The sequence below is a fragment of the Desulfotomaculum defluvii genome (assembly GCF_054657375.1).
Map to the genome: position 1 here is coordinate 601,669 of NZ_BAAHYV010000007.1, position 16,067 is coordinate 617,735.

The following is a 16,067-nucleotide window of genomic DNA, read 5'->3' on the forward strand; positions in this document are numbered from 1 at the left end:
GCTTGCAAAGGCCTCCTTTACTAGTATCTAGGGGGTAAGTTTGTGTTAACCATTACTCGCCCTGTTATGGTAAAGGTTCGAATTACAGATCAATATAAAAGGGCCTTGGCTATGGAACTCCAGCAAACAGTATCTAAACTAGAGTTAGAAATACAGCAATTGGAGTTTCAAACCCGCAAATTAAATGAAATTGCTAAGAAAAACCCCAGTGTTGCGGAGGTCCCTTTGGCTCAGCTTGAGCAGGAAAAGCAAAAAAGAATGGATACAAGGTTGAAGCTTTTGGATAAAATAAAAGAAGTTGGCAAATTGGAAAACGGTACTGAGGTTTTGCAGGGGAAGGTTGAAAGTTTTGTCCAGGTTCAAGTTGGAGATGACTGGAACCAATTAATGAATGCAGAAATTATACTTCAAGATGGAAAAGTTGCTGAAATACGTGCTTTAAATCCGGAGGAATAATTAATGTCTGAAGATTATATAAAGGTTGGAGAAATTGTTAATACTCAGGGGACCAAGGGAGAAGTAAGGGTTATTCCCGCTACGGATTTTCCTGAACGCTTCGTGAAAAATTCTAAGGTGTCCGTATTGTTGCGGGGACAACGAAAGGATTACACCATAGAAAGAGTTTGGGAGCACAAACAATTTATTATTATTAAATTTGCGGAAGTTCCGGATATGACTGCCGCCGAAAAACTGAGGGGTGGCTTGCTGCAAGTAACCCCTGAGGAATTGGTTCCCTTACCAGAAGGCCAATATTATATCTTTCAAATTATCGGCTTAAAGGTCTTTGATGAGGGCCAGCAGGAACTGGGTACCGTTACTCAGGTACTACAAACCGGAGCCAACGATGTATATGTGGTAAAAAAGGAGGATGGCCAAGAAATATTAATCCCGGCCATCAAATCTGTTGTTACAAACATTGATATTATTGGTGGAAAAATAGATGTTACGCTGCCGGATGGACTAATATAAAAAGGTGAATTCCATGAGAATTGATATTCTTACGCTTTTTCCCGGTATGTTTGAGGGGCCTTTTAACCACAGTATTCTTAAACGGGCCCAGGAAAATATGCTGTTGCAAATCAATACCATTAACATAAGGGATTTTTCAAAAAACAAACATCATACTGTAGATGACACACCCTGTGGTGGTGGTGCTGGCATGGTGATGGGACCGGAACCGTTGTTTGAATGCTTTGATTATTTGCAAGAACAAAATGGTGGACAAGTTGGTCGGGTTATAATGATGTGTCCCCAGGGAGAGCCCTTTACCCAGGAGTATGCCAAAGAACTGGCCAAGGAAGAAAATTTAGTTATTGTCTGTGGTCACTATGAGGGTATTGATGAAAGAGTAAGGGAAGTATTAGTAACTGACGAAATATCCATTGGTGACTATGTCCTTACTGGTGGTGAGTTACCCGCTATGGTGGTTGTGGATGCCATAGCCAGAATGATTCCTGGGGTTTTGGGTGAAACAGCCAGTGCAGAGGAAGACTCCTTCTACAACGGATTATTAGAATACCCCCATTATACCAAGCCCAGGGTTTATCGGGGCTATGAAGTGCCGGAAATTCTACTGTCCGGTCATCATGAGAATATACGCAAATGGAGAAGACGCCAATCCCTTTTAAGGACCTTGGAACGCCGACCGGAACTCCTTAAGGAAGTAGAATTAACAAAGGAAGACAAGAAAGTCTTACTTGAGCTGCAGCAACAGTTACAATCCTTAAAGTTTGAAAACAATAAATAGAAAATCTTGCTCACTGGAGCAGAACATGATATAATTTTTGATGTTGGTTAATTACGGGCGGTCCGCTACCTTTGGGAAAGGTAAGAACGTCTAGGCGAGGAAGGGGGTCAAGCAAGTGAACCTCATTCAGTCTTTAGAGCAAGAACAAATTAAGAAAGACATCCCGTCTTTCAGACCTGGTGATACCGTTAAGGTTAACTACAAAGTTATTGAAGGTAACCGTGAACGTATTCAGGCCTTTGAAGGTGTTGTTATTCGTCGCCGTGGTGGTGGCTTAAGCGAAACCTTTACTGTTCGTCGTGTGTCCTACGGTGTCGGTGTAGAGAGAACAATCCCTTTGCACGCCCCCAAAATCGACAGCATTCAAGTGGTTCGTCGCGGTAAAGTGCGGAGAGCCAGACTTTATTACTTACGCGCTCTGCGTGGTAAGAAAGCTCGTATTAAGGAGCTTAACACTCGCTAAACTAAAGGGGACTGACAAACAGTCCCTTTTTACATATTATTTATACATCAAGGGCTAAAATTTTTAAGAATACCCTAAAGGTCACAGATAAGTGAGCTAATTTTCTTTAGCTTTTGGGGAGGTTATGACCATGAAGCAGTTGGATCCTCAGAAGGAAGAACAAATAGATACCAAACCCCAAAAATCAGCAATCCGCGAAATGCTGGAATCTATAGTTATAGCGATTTTGTTAGCGGCTATTATACGTCTTTTTATATTAGAACCTTTTTACATTCCTTCTGGCTCCATGGAGCCAAATTTAATGATCGGTGATAGAATTATAGTTAGCAAAGTCACCTACCATTTTAAAGAGCCCCAGCGGGGAGATATCATTGTCTTTAAATTTCCCTTGGACCCTAGCAGGAACTTTGTAAAGAGATTAATAGCTAAGGAAGGCGAAACAGTCGAAATTAAAAATAGTGTATTATATATAAACAATCAGCCTGTGGCGGAGAATTACTTACCCCAGGGACTTGGATTTCAGGATTATGGACCCAAAACTATTCCGGAAGGACACTACTTTATGTTGGGTGATAACCGGAATAACAGTGACGACAGTAGGGTTTGGGGCTTCTTAGATAAGGAGCTAATTGTAGGTAAGGCTGAAGTCATTTACTGGCCCTTAAATCGAATTAGTTTAGCTAAATAATATTTAAGAATATAAGCTTTCGTAGAGACTATTTCTGGGTAAACTCTTACGGAAGCTTTTATTTTTATGGAGGGTGTAAAGTGGAAATTCAAATACAATGGTTTCCTGGACATATGGCTAAGGCCAGGCGGCAGGTCCAAGATGCATTAAAGCTGGTGGATGTAGCCTTTGAGCTTCTAGATGCTCGTATTCCTGTTAGTAGCAGTAATCCTGTCATTGATCAAATATTGGGTGAAAAACCAAGGTTAATTATTTTAAATAAAAGCGATTTAGCAGATCCTAGTACTACCAAGCAGTGGTTGAGGGTCTTAGAAAAACCCAATATTAAAGCCATTAGCTTAGATACCCTCAAAGGAGAGGGGCTAAAAGAAGTGCCGCGGGCAGCTGCTTTGTTAGTGTCAGAGCAGATGGAGAGGCTAGCTGCCAAAGGACGGAGACCTAGAGCAATTCGTTGTATGGTACTAGGGATTCCTAATGTAGGTAAATCCACCTTCATTAACCGTTTGGTAGGTAGGAGAGCCACCAAGACTGGTGACTTACCCGGTGTTACCAAAGGACAACAGTGGATTAGGACAGAGAGTACGCTTGAATTATTGGATACTCCAGGCATATTGTGGCCGAAGTTTGAGGATCCCCAAGTTGGCTTTAAATTGGCAGTGACCGGAGCAATAAAGGAACAGGTATTTGATATCTATGAAGTGTCCCTTAAGCTATTGCAATGGTTAATGGTACATAATCCTGAAAAATTAAAAGAAAGATATAAATTAACTGAACTCAACCAGGAATTAGGCACACTATTAGCAGCTATTGGAGCCAAAAGAGGTTTGTTGGTTTCTGGTGGTGTGGTGGATGAATTAAAGGTTGCTCAACTCATATTAAAGGAATTCCGAGAAGGGCTTCTGGGACGTCATACCCTTGATTTACCACCACTGCAAAAGTAATATTAAGCAGGAATACTTCCCCTGGAATAGAAATAATCCAGTGGGAATTTTTTTTACTTTGAGAGGTAGATTAAAATGGTTTCTTTGGCATTGGAACAAAAGATATGGCAGCAGGGAGTAACCTTAGTTGGTTTTTGCGATGAGGCAGGTCGCGGTCCTCTGTTGGGTGATGTAGTGGCAGCAGCAGTTATTTTACCAGTTGGTTTACTGATAGAAGGAGTTAATGATTCAAAAAAACTTACTAGTAAGAAAAGAGAAAACTTATATGATATAATCTGTAATCAGGCCATTGCCATAGGTATAGGAGAGGTAGATAATTATTTGATTGACCAAATAAATATACGTCAGGCCAGTAGGCTGGCTATGAAAAGGGCAGTTGAAAATCTACGGGATCATAGAGGTATAAAGGTTCAACCAGAGTATCTGATGATAGATGGAGAAACCATTGATCTGCAGATTCCACAAGAAAAAATTATACATGGCGATGCCCTGTCCCATGGTATAGCTGCGGCTTCAATAATAGCTAAGGTGTATAGGGATCGAAAATGTTTAGTTTGGGATCAACTTTATCCTGGTTATGGTATCGCCAGACACAAAGGTTACTGTACCAAAGCACATGTGGAAGCATTATTAACCATAGGGCCTACACCTATACATCGCAGGACATTTATAAAGAAAATTATAGCTAGTGCCACAATAGAACAACAGGAATTATTTAGGGCATAATAAACGGTTTGTACTAAAAGATAAAGTACCATCCTAAGGGGTGGTACTTTTTAGATTACATAGAAATAATTTGGTTATTATTAGGGTTATTCTATTCTAAAAAGAACAGGTTACGTGTTCCAAAAAGAGACATATGGAATTCGGATGTTGTTACAAAATGCTACAAGAGAACATAAAGATTTTTTTGTTAATGTTTAGGATATGCTAAAAAGTGAGTTTATTTCGCACAGGAATGAGATAACACAATAATAAAAGTTGGCTACGATATTGCATCTGATTTATAAATGGGCCAAATTTCTTTATTTATTGGTACTTACTATCAAATCAACCCAGTATCTAAAAGAAAGGAGTGGATATAATATGTCAGATTGGGTAGGAGTAGCTTTGTTTATTGTCGTAGGTATTGTTTTTGGAGCCGGTGGGATGTTAACAAGTTTCCTTATTCACCCACGCAGTAAAAACAAATACAAGCTGGAGACCTACGAGTGCGGCTTACCCACTGAGGGTCCCACATGGGTAAGGTTTAAGACCCAGTATTTTACCTATGCCCTAATGTTTGTTATTTTTGATGTGGAAGTTATTTATCTTTATCCTTGGGCAGTTGGTTTCGAAGAACTGGGCTTAGCAGGACTTATTAAAATGTTTCTTTTCATCTTTATCCTAGTTTTGGGACTTTGGTATGGCTGGAAGGAAGGTGCACTTGAGTGGAAATAAAGGATCAAGACAATGTTACCAATCCCGTAGTTAAGGATGAAATGCGTGAGGAAACTGTTAAACGGTTGGAAAGATTAGGGGCGGAACCAGCTGTTATCGGAGAGGTTTCTCGTCTAGTATCTGTTGGTCCCTTGGAGAAGATCTTAAATTTAGCTCGGTCAAATTCACTCTGGCCCCTGGGTTTTGGTTTGGCCTGTTGTGCCATTGAAGGTTTGATGGCTGCAAATATGGCCAGATTTGATTTATCTAGATTTGGTTATGAGGTTATGAGGAATACGCCGCGTCAAGCAGATGTTATGATTGTTTGTGGTACTGTAACTAAAAAAGCGGCACCCTTTGTGGTGCGGTTATACGAACAAATGGCTGAGCCTAAATATGTAATCGCAATGGGCAGTTGTGCCATTTCTGGCGGTCCCTTTGTGGATTCCTACAGTGTGGTTCCCGGAGTAGATCAACTAATCCCTGTTGATGTATATCTGCCAGGATGTGCACCTCGACCGGATGCACTTATCCATGCCTTTATGAAGTTAAAAGAGAAAATTAATAATCCCGAGGTGGTGAAACGTGTTGATGAACGGTAAACCACTGTCTGAATTAATTGAAGAGCTTAATAAAAAATATCCTTCCTTAGAGGTGTCAGAAAAAGGCTATATTATGGTACCACCGGATGCACTGGTGCCATTTATGAAAGATCTAAAAAATAACTACGGCTTTAATTACCTTACCAATTTAACTGCTGCTGACTATATGGAGTATTTTGAGGTGGTGTACAACCTTTGTATCATAGGTCAGCCAGAGATGCTTCATATAAAAACCAAAATTGACAGGAATGACCCAAAGGTGCCTTCCATGGTTCCCATCTGGGGGGGAGCCATTTGGCAAGAAAGAGAAGTTTACGACCTGTTAGGAATTACATTTACGGATCATCCGGATTTAAGAAGAATATTATTGACTGATGAATGGGAAGGACACCCCCTCCGCAAGGATTATCAATGGGTAGGCGGGCGCGATTAGACCGGAATGAGAGGTGATACACTTTGTCCATAAGAACCGAAGAATTTCTATTAAATTTAGGGCCCCAGCACCCCAGTACCCACGGTGTTTTTCGAATCGTATTAACCCTAGACGGTGAAACTGTGGTGAAGGCTGTACCCGTTCCGGGATATTTGCACAGGGGTATTGAAAAGTTAGCGGAATCTAGAACCTATACACAGGTAATACCCTATACCGATCGCTTAGATTATTTGGCTGGCATGTTACAAAACTGGGGCTATGTTCACGCAGTAGAAAAGTTAATGGATCTTGAAGTGCCAGAAAGGGCTGAATATATAAGGGTTATTGTAGGGGAACTGGCAAGAATAGCCAGTCACCTTATGGCCACTGGCGCCTATTCAGGCGACATGGGAGCATTGACAGGTTTTATTTACACCTTCCGTGATCGGGAAGATATTATGGATCTATTTGAGATGATCTGTGGTGCACGGCTTACCCCTAGTTATATGAGAATCGGTGGTGTGTCCGCTGATATTCCTGATGGTTTCATTGAATTATGTCAAAAGTTTCTAGATAAATTACCCGCGTCCCTAGATCAATATCATACATTAATTACCGGCAATGAAATTTTTCAGGCAAGAACAAAAAATGTTGCAATTTTGACACCTGAGAAGGCCATTGAAATGTCTTTATCTGGACCAGTGCTGAGGGCTTCTGGGGTTAATTATGACCTTAGGAAGGTTAGACCCTATAGTATTTACGAACGTTTTGACTTTGATGTTCCCCTGGGAACTAAAGGAGACTGCTTTGAACGCTATTATGTTCGGTTACTGGAGATAGAGCAGTCAGCTAAAATTATCCAACAGGCCCTGAATCAGCTTCCAGAAGGACCTATTAAGGGCAAGGTATCCAAAGTGATAAGACCGGCTGCTGGGGAAGCCTATGCAGAAATTGAAAGCTCCAAAGGGATAATGGGTACTTACGTTGTTAGTGATGGCAGTACCAACCCTTACCGGGTTCATTTCCGCCGCCCGTCCTTTATTAATCTTGGCTATTTAGACGAGATGGTGCGGGGTTGGAAAATAGCGGATGTAATCGCTATTTTAGGTAGTATAGACATCGTTCTAGGTGACGTTGATGCTTAGATTGTGGGGAGTGAGGCAAAGTGGAAAATATATTCGTTAATTTAGCCAGCGGGACCCGAGACCTGCTGGGGTCCGCTGGCCTATCCGGGGTGGCATCTGATTTTTTACTGATGGTTTTAAAATTAGTGGGTATTCTTCTTTATATCCTGATCAGTGCCCTGTGGCTGGTGTATATGGAGAGGAAAGTATCAGCTTATATGCAATGCCGGATAGGACCTAACAGGGTTGGACCTTGGGGGTTGTTACAGACTACAGCGGATATTGGTAAATTAATAAGCAAAGAAATTATTATTCCTAATGGTGTTGATAAAAAAATATTTTTACTTGGGCCTGTTTTAATTTTCATGCCTCCTTTGGCAGTTTTTGCAGTGGCTCCCTTTGGTAAAGATCTGGTGGCCATCGATATGAACATTGGAGTTTACTATTTTTTAGCACTAGCATCTCTTTCAACGGTGATAGTTTGGATGTCCGGTTGGGCTTCTAATAATAAATACTCCCTACTTGGTGGTATGAGGGTTGTAGCACAGATGGTTAGCTATGAAATGCCTTTAATATTATCCATTGTAGGAGTCATCATTATAACTGGGACCTTAAATATGAGTGAAATCATCGAAGCACAGGAAGGCGTTTGGTTTATCCTGTTGCAACCCCTTGGTTTTTTAATTTATGTAATTGCCGCAGTTGCAGAAACAAACAGGGCGCCCTTTGATTTAGTAGAAGGTGAATCTGAGATTATTAGTGGTCCCTTTACAGAATATAGTGGTATGGGCTTTGCGATGTTCTTCCTAGCAGAATATGCAAACGTAGTTTTGGTTTCAGTTATGGCCACTACACTGTTTTTAGGAGGATGGCAAGCACCCTTTGGCCTTACCTTAATTCCGTCTTGGCTTTGGTTCCTAGCTAAAGTCTACGTCATGATCTTTTTGATTATGTGGTTCCGTTGGACTTATCCAAGGATCAGGGTGGATCAGCTAATGGAATTTGGCTGGAAGGTATTAATTCCTCTTTCCATTGCAAATATCTTTATAACCGGTATTGGTAAATATCTTTATCAAACAATAGGGGGGTGATTGGAGTGTATGGTAAGGGTTTAATAAAGGGTTTAGGAGTTACAATTAAAGAATTTTTTAAACCAAAGGTAACCGTACAATATCCTGAGAAACGATTACCTATCCCTGATAGGTTCTATGGTAGACCGGTATTTGATTATGATAAATGCATTGCTTGTAACCAGTGTGTTAATGCCTGTCCTAATAAGGTAATTAAACTGGAAACAGAAACGGTGGAAAAAAAGAAAGTAGTAACCAAGTATGATTTTGACCAGCAGTATTGTATGTTTTGCGGTATGTGTGAGGAGTCTTGTCCTAAGTCTGCTATTACTTTTTCAAATGATTTTGAGTTAACTCAGTATAACAGAGATGATATTAAGATCAAATTTGTTAAACCGGAACAGATTGAGAGGCGGAAAGAAGAAATTAGGAAAGCAGCGGCGGAAAAGGCTGCGGCTGAAGCAGCTAAAGCCAGGGACGAAGCAAAGGGAAATCCCGAAGAATCAGGCAAGGAGGGAATTTAATGGCGAATACTTATGAATTAATCGCCTTTGTCCTGCTGAGCGGGTTGGTCCTAGGTTCTGCCTTGTTGGTGGTAACTTTAAGAAACTTAGTTCACAGTGTTCTTTGGTTGATTGTTACTTTTATAGGTATAGCAGGTACCTTTGTTCTATTAAGTGCAGATTTTGTGGCAGCAGTTCAAGTGCTGGTGTATGCAGGTGCCGTCTGTATTATGATTGTCTTTGGTGTCATGTTTGTACAGAGACCGGACATGGAAAATTCCAACCCAATTAACGGCCGTTATAAAATTGCATTTCCCGTGGTGGGTGGGCTGTTTGTTTGTATTGGTTTACTAATGGCTAGAAGCCAGTGGATTATCAGCGAACAAGCCGTACCGGAAAAAACTGTTCAAGCCTTATCACCTATCCTACTGCATGACTATACTATTCCCTTTGAAGTGGCGGCTATCCTTTTGACTGTAGCCCTAACAGGTGCCTTGTTACTGGTTAAGGAGGTGAAGGCAAATGGGGACCGGTCTTAATCCTTCTTATTTTATCGGGTTAAGTGCAGCCCTTTTCCTGATTGGTACTTTTGGTGTTATTTCTAGAAAAAATGCCATTGCTGTACTGATTTCCATTGAATTAATGCTTTCGGCAGTAAATATAAATTTAGTGGCCATGAATAAATTTCTTACTCCGGATGCCTTCGTTGGACAAATCTTTGCGATCTTTGTAATTACTGTTGCCGCTGCTGAGGTTGGACTTGGTTTAGCCATTGTTATTGCTATCCATAGAAGAAGGCATACGGTAAATCTAGATGATTTTGATCTAATGAAATGGTAGACCACGGGTTGGAAGGAAGGTGTTAAAGAAATGGTTGAATTTGCTGTAGGTCATGCCTGGTTAGTTCCCTTACTACCAGCGTTGGCCTTTGTCTTGATAGTTTTTCTTACTAGACCCTGGCCGAAACTTAGCTCGTCAATTGCTATCGCTGCAATGGCATCATCCTTTGTTTTGGCTGCTTCCATTGCCTACGGGGTTTTTACCAATCCGCATTTTATTGAAGAGCCATTGGTCTATTCCCTAAGATGGTTTGGAATGGAAGGGTTTACGGTAAATGTTGGGGTTATGTTAGATCCCACCTCCACCATGATGTTATTTATGGTTTCCTTGGTGGCTACTCTTATTCAAATCTATTCAACAGGCTATATGAAGGGGGACCCACAGTATTCTGTATTTTTCTCTTATTTGTCACTCTTCGCGGCCTCTATGTTAGGATTAGTCATCTCCAGTAATTTACTTCAGATGTTTATTATGTGGGAATTGGTTGGCCTTTGTTCATATCTGCTAATTGGTTTCTACACCTTTAAGATTTCTGCTCGAGAGGCAGCTAAAAAAGCCTTTATGACCACTAGAATCGGCGACTTTGGCATGATGTTAGGCTTGCTATTTTTACAAATTATATTCGGCACCTTGGATATAGTGGAACTGACCCAAAGGGTTCCTAACTTCGAACAGTATGGGATTTCCCTTGGCTTACTTACCTTTATTGCTATACTTGTATTTATCGGTCCTATTGGTAAATCTGGTCAGTTTCCTCTGCACGTGTGGTTACCAGATGCCATGGAAGGCCCTACACCAGTTTCTGCATTAATTCACGCTGCGACCATGGTAGTTGCAGGTGTTTATTTGGTCGGTAGAACTCTATTCCTCTTTACTCAAGTCCCTGGAGCAATGGAAGTAGTGGCCTTTGTTGGTGCCTTTACAGCTCTGTTTGCTGCCACCATCGCCATTACCCAAAGAGAAATAAAACGTATTTTAGCCTACTCCACGGTTTCTCAGTTGGGTTATATGATGTTGGCTTTAGGGGTTGGCAGTCTTTCCGCCAGTATGTTCCATTTATGGACCCATGCCTTCTTTAAAGCATTGATGTTTTTAGCAGCAGGATCTGTACTTCATGCCTTGCATGACAAGGCAGATGTTTGGAAAATGGGTGGTTTGATCAAAAAAATGCCCATCACTGGTTGGACCTTTGTTATAGGAGGTTTAGCCATAGCGGGTATTCCACCCTTTGCTGGCTTTTGGTCCAAGGATGAAATTCTTGTAGTTACCATGGAATATGCACAACATGGTCACGGTCTAGGCTATGTTTTATTTGCTATGGCAGCTTTTACGGCATTTCTGACAGCCTTTTACATGTGGCGGATGATATTCTTAGCCTTTTTCGGTGCAGAAAAACCAGAAAATCATCCTCACGAGTCACCTTTAAGTATGACTTTCCCATTAATGGTTCTGGCATTGTTTGCTACAGTGGGTGGTTTATTAGGTACTCCTTGGGCCAATGTATGGGGTGAATGGATTCATTTTGGACATCCCCATCACGCAGCACCCGCCTATGGCCTTATGTTAATGTCTGTCGTTTTAGCTGTGGCTGGTATCGGATTAGCGTACACCCTTTACTATAAGGATACTGAAAAACAAAAAGCCCAACAATTGGCAGAGAAATTCCCAACACTCTACAACATCTCTTATAACAAATATTACATTGATGAGCTCTATTTATGGTTTAATCATAAGGTTGTGGATGGTGGAGCGAAGATACTGTATTGGTTCGATATCCATGTGGTGGATGCTATCATTAATGGATTGGCTGAGTTCACTGGATTATCCGGAAAGGGTTTTCGTTATTTTCAAACCGGTAAACTACAGACCTATGCCTTAGTGTTCTTCCTTGGACTGCTGGTCATAACTGTGGTACTGGCCTTTGGTGATCCAACTTCCGCTAGTATCATGGGAGGTGTTAAATAATGAACATTCCTGTACTAACTTTAACCTTACTTTCTCCTATACTGGCTGCCTTTGTTATAATGTTTATCCCTAAAGAAGAAGATAAGCTGTGTAAATGGGTAGCAGCTGCGGGTACAGGAACAGCTCTACTCCTAAGCCTCTATGTATATTTTGGCTATGACCAGTCCCTAGGAGGCTTGCAGTGGGTAGATTTTGGTGGGCCGGTTCCCTGGATTCGCGACCTCGGAGTTTCCTGGTACATGGCAGTGGATGGTTTAAGTCTGCCAATGCTGCTGCTGACCAATTTAATTGGCTTTACTGCAGTGTTTGCTTCTTGGAACATAACTCTACGGGCCAAGGAATTGATGATCTACTTGCTCGTATTAATTGCCGGTGTTATGGGAACCTTCATAGCTCAAGACTTGTTTATCTTCCTCTTGTTCTACGAAGTAGTAGTTATTCCCATTTACATTATGGTCATTATCTGGGGTAGCTCAAAACGGGTTACCAAGGAATATGCTGGTATGAAACTTACCATTTATTTGTTAATCGGATCAGCCTTCTTGCTGGTTGGTGTTATTGCTATCTTTGTGCAAGCTTTGTCCATAACTGGAACACCAAATATGAGTTTTGAAGCCTTGTCTCAGGTGGCATTCCCAGAACAATTCCAAATCTATATGTTTGCGTTATTACTGATAGGTTTTGGATCGTTGCTTTCTATGTGGCCCTTTCACTCTTGGTCACCGGATGGTTACGCTGGAGCACCTACTGCGGTATCCATGATTCACGCAGGGGTATTAAAGAAAATTGGGGGCTACGGCCTAATTCGCTTTGCGGTTTTTGTACTACCCCTTGGTGCTAAATTTTGGTCACCCTATATTGCGGTATTAGGCGTTATCGGTGTTGCCTATGCTGCTATGGGAGCTCTGGCCCAAAAAGACCTTAAGTATGTTGTTGGTTATTCCTCAGTTTCCCATATGGGTTATGTTCTTCTGGGTGTAGCTACACTAGGAGTAGTTGGGGTAAATGGTGCTGTGGCGAATATGTTCGCGCACGGTGTAATGGCAGCCTTGTTCTTCTCTATGATTGGATTTATCTATGAAAAGACCCATACCCGTTGGATTCCGGATCTAGGGGGGATATCCCATCAGGCACCTCGACTGTCTGTTGGCTTTATGATGGCAGCTTTGGCATCATTGGGTCTGCCTGGTTTAGTAAGTTTTATACCGGAGTTTACTATTTTTGTTGACTCCTTTAAAGTCTTTGGTCTACTGGCAGTTCTGGCCATAGCCGGTATCATTATAACCGCACTTTATGTATTGCGGGCTGGTGCCAACACCCTTTTTGGTCCTGCCAGAGAAGAATACAACCACATTAAAGATATTCGAGGGCCAGAAATGGTACCATTGGTTGTATTGGGCGGTGTTCTAGTTATTGGTGGTATACTTCCCTCACTGCTGTTTGACATGGTTAATAGCGGGGTAGCGCCCATTCTAGCGCATATCAACGAAGCCCTGCAGTTAGGGGGGAGATAAAAGATGGAACTAAATTTTGCATTAATCACACCTGAACTAGCTTTGTTTATTTTAGGATTACTAGCCTTTACTTTGGGGTTGCTTGTTCCCAACCATTCTAGAAGGGGATTGGGGAGCATTGCTCTACTGGGACTGATCATCGTATTGGGTGTTACCGTGGCTAACTGGTCCAATCAGGGAGTCATGTTAAATGGTATGTATATTGTAGATCGTTACGCCATGTTTTTTAAAATTTTGTGTTTAACATCAGCTATCTTGGTTGTTTTAGGGTCATTTAAGTATGTTGACCAGCAGGTAAAAAATCACTTTGAATATTATTCAACAGTGATGTTTACAACCTTGGGTATGATGGTTATGGCTTCTGCTGGGGATTTTATTACCCTGTATATGGGACTAGAATTGATGACCATTTCATTTATCATTCTAGTAGCTTTTCGTTCCTCTGATGCCAAGTCTTTAGAATCTGGCATGAAGTACCTTCTTTTGGCTGGAACGTCAACTGCAGTGTTACTTTATGGCTTGAGTCTAGTATACGGCACCACAGGAACTATAATGATAGGTGAAGTTGCCCAGAGTATTGCTGGTGGAGTAAACTCGCCTTTGTTAATCGTCGGGATAGTTATGCTAGTGGCTGGTTTAGGATTTAAAATTTCAGCAGTACCCTTTCACATGTGGTCACCAGATGTATACGAAGGGGCTCCCACACCTGTAACAGCTTTCCTGGCGGTAGGTTCCAAAGCAGCTTCCTTTGCAGTTTTACTAAGATTGTTCTTAGGAAGTTTTGGGGCTATACAGGAACACTGGGTCGGGCTTATCGCTGTATTAGCTGCTTTAAGCATGGTTATTGGGAACCTGGTAGCCATTCCACAGACAAATATAAAAAGAATGCTAGCTTATTCCAGTATTGCTCAAGCAGGCTATATCTTGGTTGGTTTAGTGGCTGTTTCTGAGGCTGGAATTAAGGGTGTTATGTTCTATGCTTTTCTTTATGTTTTTGCAACTATAGGTGCATTTACTGTGGTGGCCGCAGTTAGTAACCAAACTGGTAGCGACGAGATAGAAGATTATGCTGGCCTAATCCAAAGGGCTCCATTGGCAGCCAGTGTAATGCTAGTGTCACTGTTATCGATGGCAGGAATTCCACCTTTGGCAGGTTTTGTAGGAAAATTCTACATTTTCCAAACTGTAGTTCAAGAACACATGTGGCTAGTATATTTAGGTTTAATCATGAGTATGGTCTCGGTGTATTATTATTTGAAAGTTGTTCTGGTTATTTTTAGGGATGAACCAAAGGACCCCTCCCCTATACAGATGGGAGGAGCTACCGCGATAACTTTAGTAATTACGTTGGTAGCCACAATCTTTTTAGGTATTTATCCTGGACCTTTGTCTGAAATGGCTAATATGGCAGCACAATCTTTCTTGTTAAAATAAACCTATATTTCTAAAAACGCCATATTTATAAATGATACTCTCTAAGTAGGCACGGTAATTTACCAATGTCGCATAGAGAGTATTTTTTTTATTGCGTAAAGGGATGGTCTTTGGGGACTAGCTATTAGCCATTAGTCGTTAGCTATTAGCTAATAGCGGTTAGTCTTACTCGTTTTTAATGGCACCATCTAAGAATGAAAAGGGACAACTCCCCGTTAGCTTCGCAGCCAAACCTCCAGGAAGGGGTTTTTTGAAAAAGCTAAAAGCTAATAACTAATAACTAACGGCTAAAAGAGGGGAAATTTGCTAACGTAACGAAATTTACTATCAGTTATCAGTTATTGGGAGGGATTAGTATGACTTTACAGCGAAAGGCCTTGGGAAAAAAAGGTGAGGAAGAAGCTTGTAAATTTATTCATAAACTAGGTTATCGATTGCTGGAAAGGAATTATCGTTGTAAATTAGGAGAATTGGATATTATTGCATGGGACCCTATAGGTATGCTGGTTTTCTTAGAGGTGCGATCTCGTTCAGGAAATAGTTTTGGTATACCTGAGGAAAGTATTAATAGCACAAAGAAAAACAAACTCAGAGTGTTAGCCCGGTATTTTTTGATGGCCAGATCTGAGTTTACAAGCGTATCATGCCGCTTTGATATAGTTGCAGTTCATTTTAACAGAGATGGTGAAGTTAAAAAAATTAACCATATAAAAAATGCCTTCTAATTAATAACTTCCCACTAACAACTGCTATCTAACCACTAACTACTTTCCAACTAACCAACTTTCTAACTAACTAACTATTACTAAGTAGACTGTGCGAATTTACAAAAATTTTTGCATTCGGGTATAAAGTATGGTGAGATACAATCTTCCGGGAAACCTGGTAAGCTCTCATAACAAGCCGGTGTGTTTTTAGGACGGGAATAAGAACAAGCCACACAGGCAGGTGTGCACCCTAAACGCAAACAGGCAGTTCCACGGGTTCCGAAACGGTACTCAACATAACAAGCACGGGGAGTATCAGAACGATGATAGGTTAAATTAGGTCCACCACCCATTATATATTCCTCCTTTATTTTATTTTTATTTCTTCGGCCATTTAAACTGCATCGTACCAAGAACAAAAAAACCAATCCCCAGTAAGCCGAACTCCACTTTTTGTTCCACAAAAAAACTGATTATAATAAATAGTATGCCGGTGGTTCGAAGTGATTTACTAATACTAGGACGTCTATCATTATCCAAAATTTTCACCTCTGTTGTTGTTTTGCCTATGTTAACATATTTTCTAATAACATAACAACCTAATATTTAGAATTAGTCTTTGCAAGACCTATTGCACT

At 41.0% G+C, this 16,067-nt stretch carries 20 protein-coding genes; 19 read left to right on the top strand and 1 reads right to left on the bottom strand.

Going from position 1 to position 16,067, the window contains the following annotated elements; all coding sequences use genetic code 11:
- The first annotated feature begins 42 nt into the window (after window positions 1-42).
- The 19 genes from ACYQ03_RS10035 (at window position 43) to ACYQ03_RS10125 (ending at window position 15,447) form a co-directional block, all read left to right on the top strand.
- Window positions 43-456, top strand: a complete 414-nt coding sequence (locus tag ACYQ03_RS10035; RefSeq protein ID WP_459909661.1) for a YlqD family protein — start codon at window positions 43-45, stop codon at window positions 454-456.
- Between the two features lie 3 nt (window positions 457-459).
- A complete protein-coding gene (gene rimM, locus ACYQ03_RS10040; protein WP_459909663.1) occupies window positions 460-969 on the top strand; it encodes a ribosome maturation factor RimM in 510 nt (169 codons plus the stop codon).
- A 13-nt stretch (window positions 970-982) separates the two neighbouring features.
- Window positions 983-1,747, top strand: coding sequence for a tRNA (guanosine(37)-N1)-methyltransferase TrmD (trmD, locus tag ACYQ03_RS10045; RefSeq protein ID WP_459909665.1), 765 nt, complete (start codon window positions 983-985; stop codon window positions 1,745-1,747).
- A 115-nt stretch (window positions 1,748-1,862) separates the two neighbouring features.
- Window positions 1,863-2,210, top strand: coding sequence for a 50S ribosomal protein L19 (gene rplS / locus ACYQ03_RS10050; RefSeq protein WP_459909667.1), 348 nt, complete (start codon window positions 1,863-1,865; stop codon window positions 2,208-2,210).
- A gap of 130 nt (window positions 2,211-2,340) precedes the next feature.
- On the top strand, window positions 2,341-2,898 hold the full coding sequence (gene lepB / locus ACYQ03_RS10055; RefSeq protein WP_459909669.1) for a signal peptidase I: 558 nt from the start codon (window positions 2,341-2,343) through the stop codon (window positions 2,896-2,898).
- Between the two features lie 80 nt (window positions 2,899-2,978).
- A complete protein-coding gene (ylqF, locus tag ACYQ03_RS10060; protein ID WP_459909671.1) occupies window positions 2,979-3,839 on the top strand; it encodes a ribosome biogenesis GTPase YlqF in 861 nt (286 codons plus the stop codon).
- Window positions 3,840-3,914: 75 nt separating this feature from the next.
- Complete coding sequence (gene rnhB, locus ACYQ03_RS10065; protein WP_459909673.1) at window positions 3,915-4,565, top strand: ribonuclease HII; 651 nt, start codon at window positions 3,915-3,917, stop codon at window positions 4,563-4,565.
- A gap of 360 nt (window positions 4,566-4,925) precedes the next feature.
- Window positions 4,926-5,279 (top strand): NADH-quinone oxidoreductase subunit A, encoded by a 354-nt coding sequence (locus ACYQ03_RS10070; protein WP_459909675.1) that lies wholly within the window; start codon window positions 4,926-4,928, stop codon window positions 5,277-5,279.
- 41 nt (window positions 5,280-5,320) lie between these two features.
- Window positions 5,321-5,860: an NADH-quinone oxidoreductase subunit B gene (locus ACYQ03_RS10075; RefSeq protein WP_459910794.1), complete on the top strand. Its 540-nt coding sequence runs from the start codon at window positions 5,321-5,323 to the stop codon at window positions 5,858-5,860.
- Window positions 5,850-6,293, top strand: a complete 444-nt coding sequence (locus ACYQ03_RS10080) for an NADH-quinone oxidoreductase subunit C (RefSeq protein ID WP_459910795.1) — start codon at window positions 5,850-5,852, stop codon at window positions 6,291-6,293. The genes ACYQ03_RS10075 and ACYQ03_RS10080 overlap by 11 nt, the downstream gene beginning before the upstream one ends.
- 23 nt (window positions 6,294-6,316) lie before the next feature.
- Window positions 6,317-7,417 carry an NADH-quinone oxidoreductase subunit D gene (locus ACYQ03_RS10085; protein WP_459909677.1) on the top strand — a complete coding sequence of 367 codons (1,101 nt, stop codon included), beginning with the start codon at window positions 6,317-6,319 and terminating at the stop codon, window positions 7,415-7,417.
- A 20-nt stretch (window positions 7,418-7,437) separates the two neighbouring features.
- Window positions 7,438-8,487 (top strand): NADH-quinone oxidoreductase subunit NuoH, encoded by a 1,050-nt coding sequence (nuoH, locus tag ACYQ03_RS10090; RefSeq protein ID WP_459909679.1) that lies wholly within the window; start codon window positions 7,438-7,440, stop codon window positions 8,485-8,487.
- A 5-nt stretch (window positions 8,488-8,492) separates the two neighbouring features.
- Entirely contained in the window at window positions 8,493-8,990 is a 498-nt protein-coding gene (locus tag ACYQ03_RS10095) for a NuoI/complex I 23 kDa subunit family protein (protein WP_459909681.1), read from the top strand.
- Window positions 8,990-9,508, top strand: coding sequence for an NADH-quinone oxidoreductase subunit J family protein (locus ACYQ03_RS10100; RefSeq protein WP_459909683.1), 519 nt, complete (start codon window positions 8,990-8,992; stop codon window positions 9,506-9,508). Before ACYQ03_RS10095 ends, ACYQ03_RS10100 begins: the two co-directional genes overlap by 1 nt.
- Window positions 9,492-9,809 carry an NADH-quinone oxidoreductase subunit NuoK gene (gene nuoK, locus ACYQ03_RS10105; RefSeq protein WP_459909685.1) on the top strand — a complete coding sequence of 106 codons (318 nt, stop codon included), beginning with the start codon at window positions 9,492-9,494 and terminating at the stop codon, window positions 9,807-9,809. The genes ACYQ03_RS10100 and nuoK overlap by 17 nt, the downstream gene beginning before the upstream one ends.
- Window positions 9,810-9,839: 30 nt before the next feature.
- Window positions 9,840-11,774: an NADH-quinone oxidoreductase subunit L gene (gene nuoL / locus ACYQ03_RS10110; RefSeq protein WP_459909687.1), complete on the top strand. Its 1,935-nt coding sequence runs from the start codon at window positions 9,840-9,842 to the stop codon at window positions 11,772-11,774.
- Complete coding sequence (locus tag ACYQ03_RS10115; protein WP_459909689.1) at window positions 11,774-13,288, top strand: complex I subunit 4 family protein; 1,515 nt, start codon at window positions 11,774-11,776, stop codon at window positions 13,286-13,288. Before nuoL ends, ACYQ03_RS10115 begins: the two co-directional genes overlap by 1 nt.
- A gap of 3 nt (window positions 13,289-13,291) precedes the next feature.
- Entirely contained in the window at window positions 13,292-14,722 is a 1,431-nt protein-coding gene (locus ACYQ03_RS10120) for an NADH-quinone oxidoreductase subunit N (RefSeq protein ID WP_459909691.1), read from the top strand.
- Window positions 14,723-15,078: 356 nt separating this feature from the next.
- Window positions 15,079-15,447 carry a YraN family protein gene (locus tag ACYQ03_RS10125; RefSeq protein ID WP_459909693.1) on the top strand — a complete coding sequence of 123 codons (369 nt, stop codon included), beginning with the start codon at window positions 15,079-15,081 and terminating at the stop codon, window positions 15,445-15,447.
- Between the two features lie 80 nt (window positions 15,448-15,527).
- On the opposite strand, the gene ACYQ03_RS10130 is transcribed toward ACYQ03_RS10125, so the two are convergent.
- Window positions 15,528-15,782: a hypothetical protein gene (locus ACYQ03_RS10130; protein WP_459909695.1), complete on the bottom strand. Its 255-nt coding sequence runs from the start codon at window positions 15,780-15,782 to the stop codon at window positions 15,528-15,530.
- Between the last annotated feature and the right edge of the window lie 285 nt (window positions 15,783-16,067).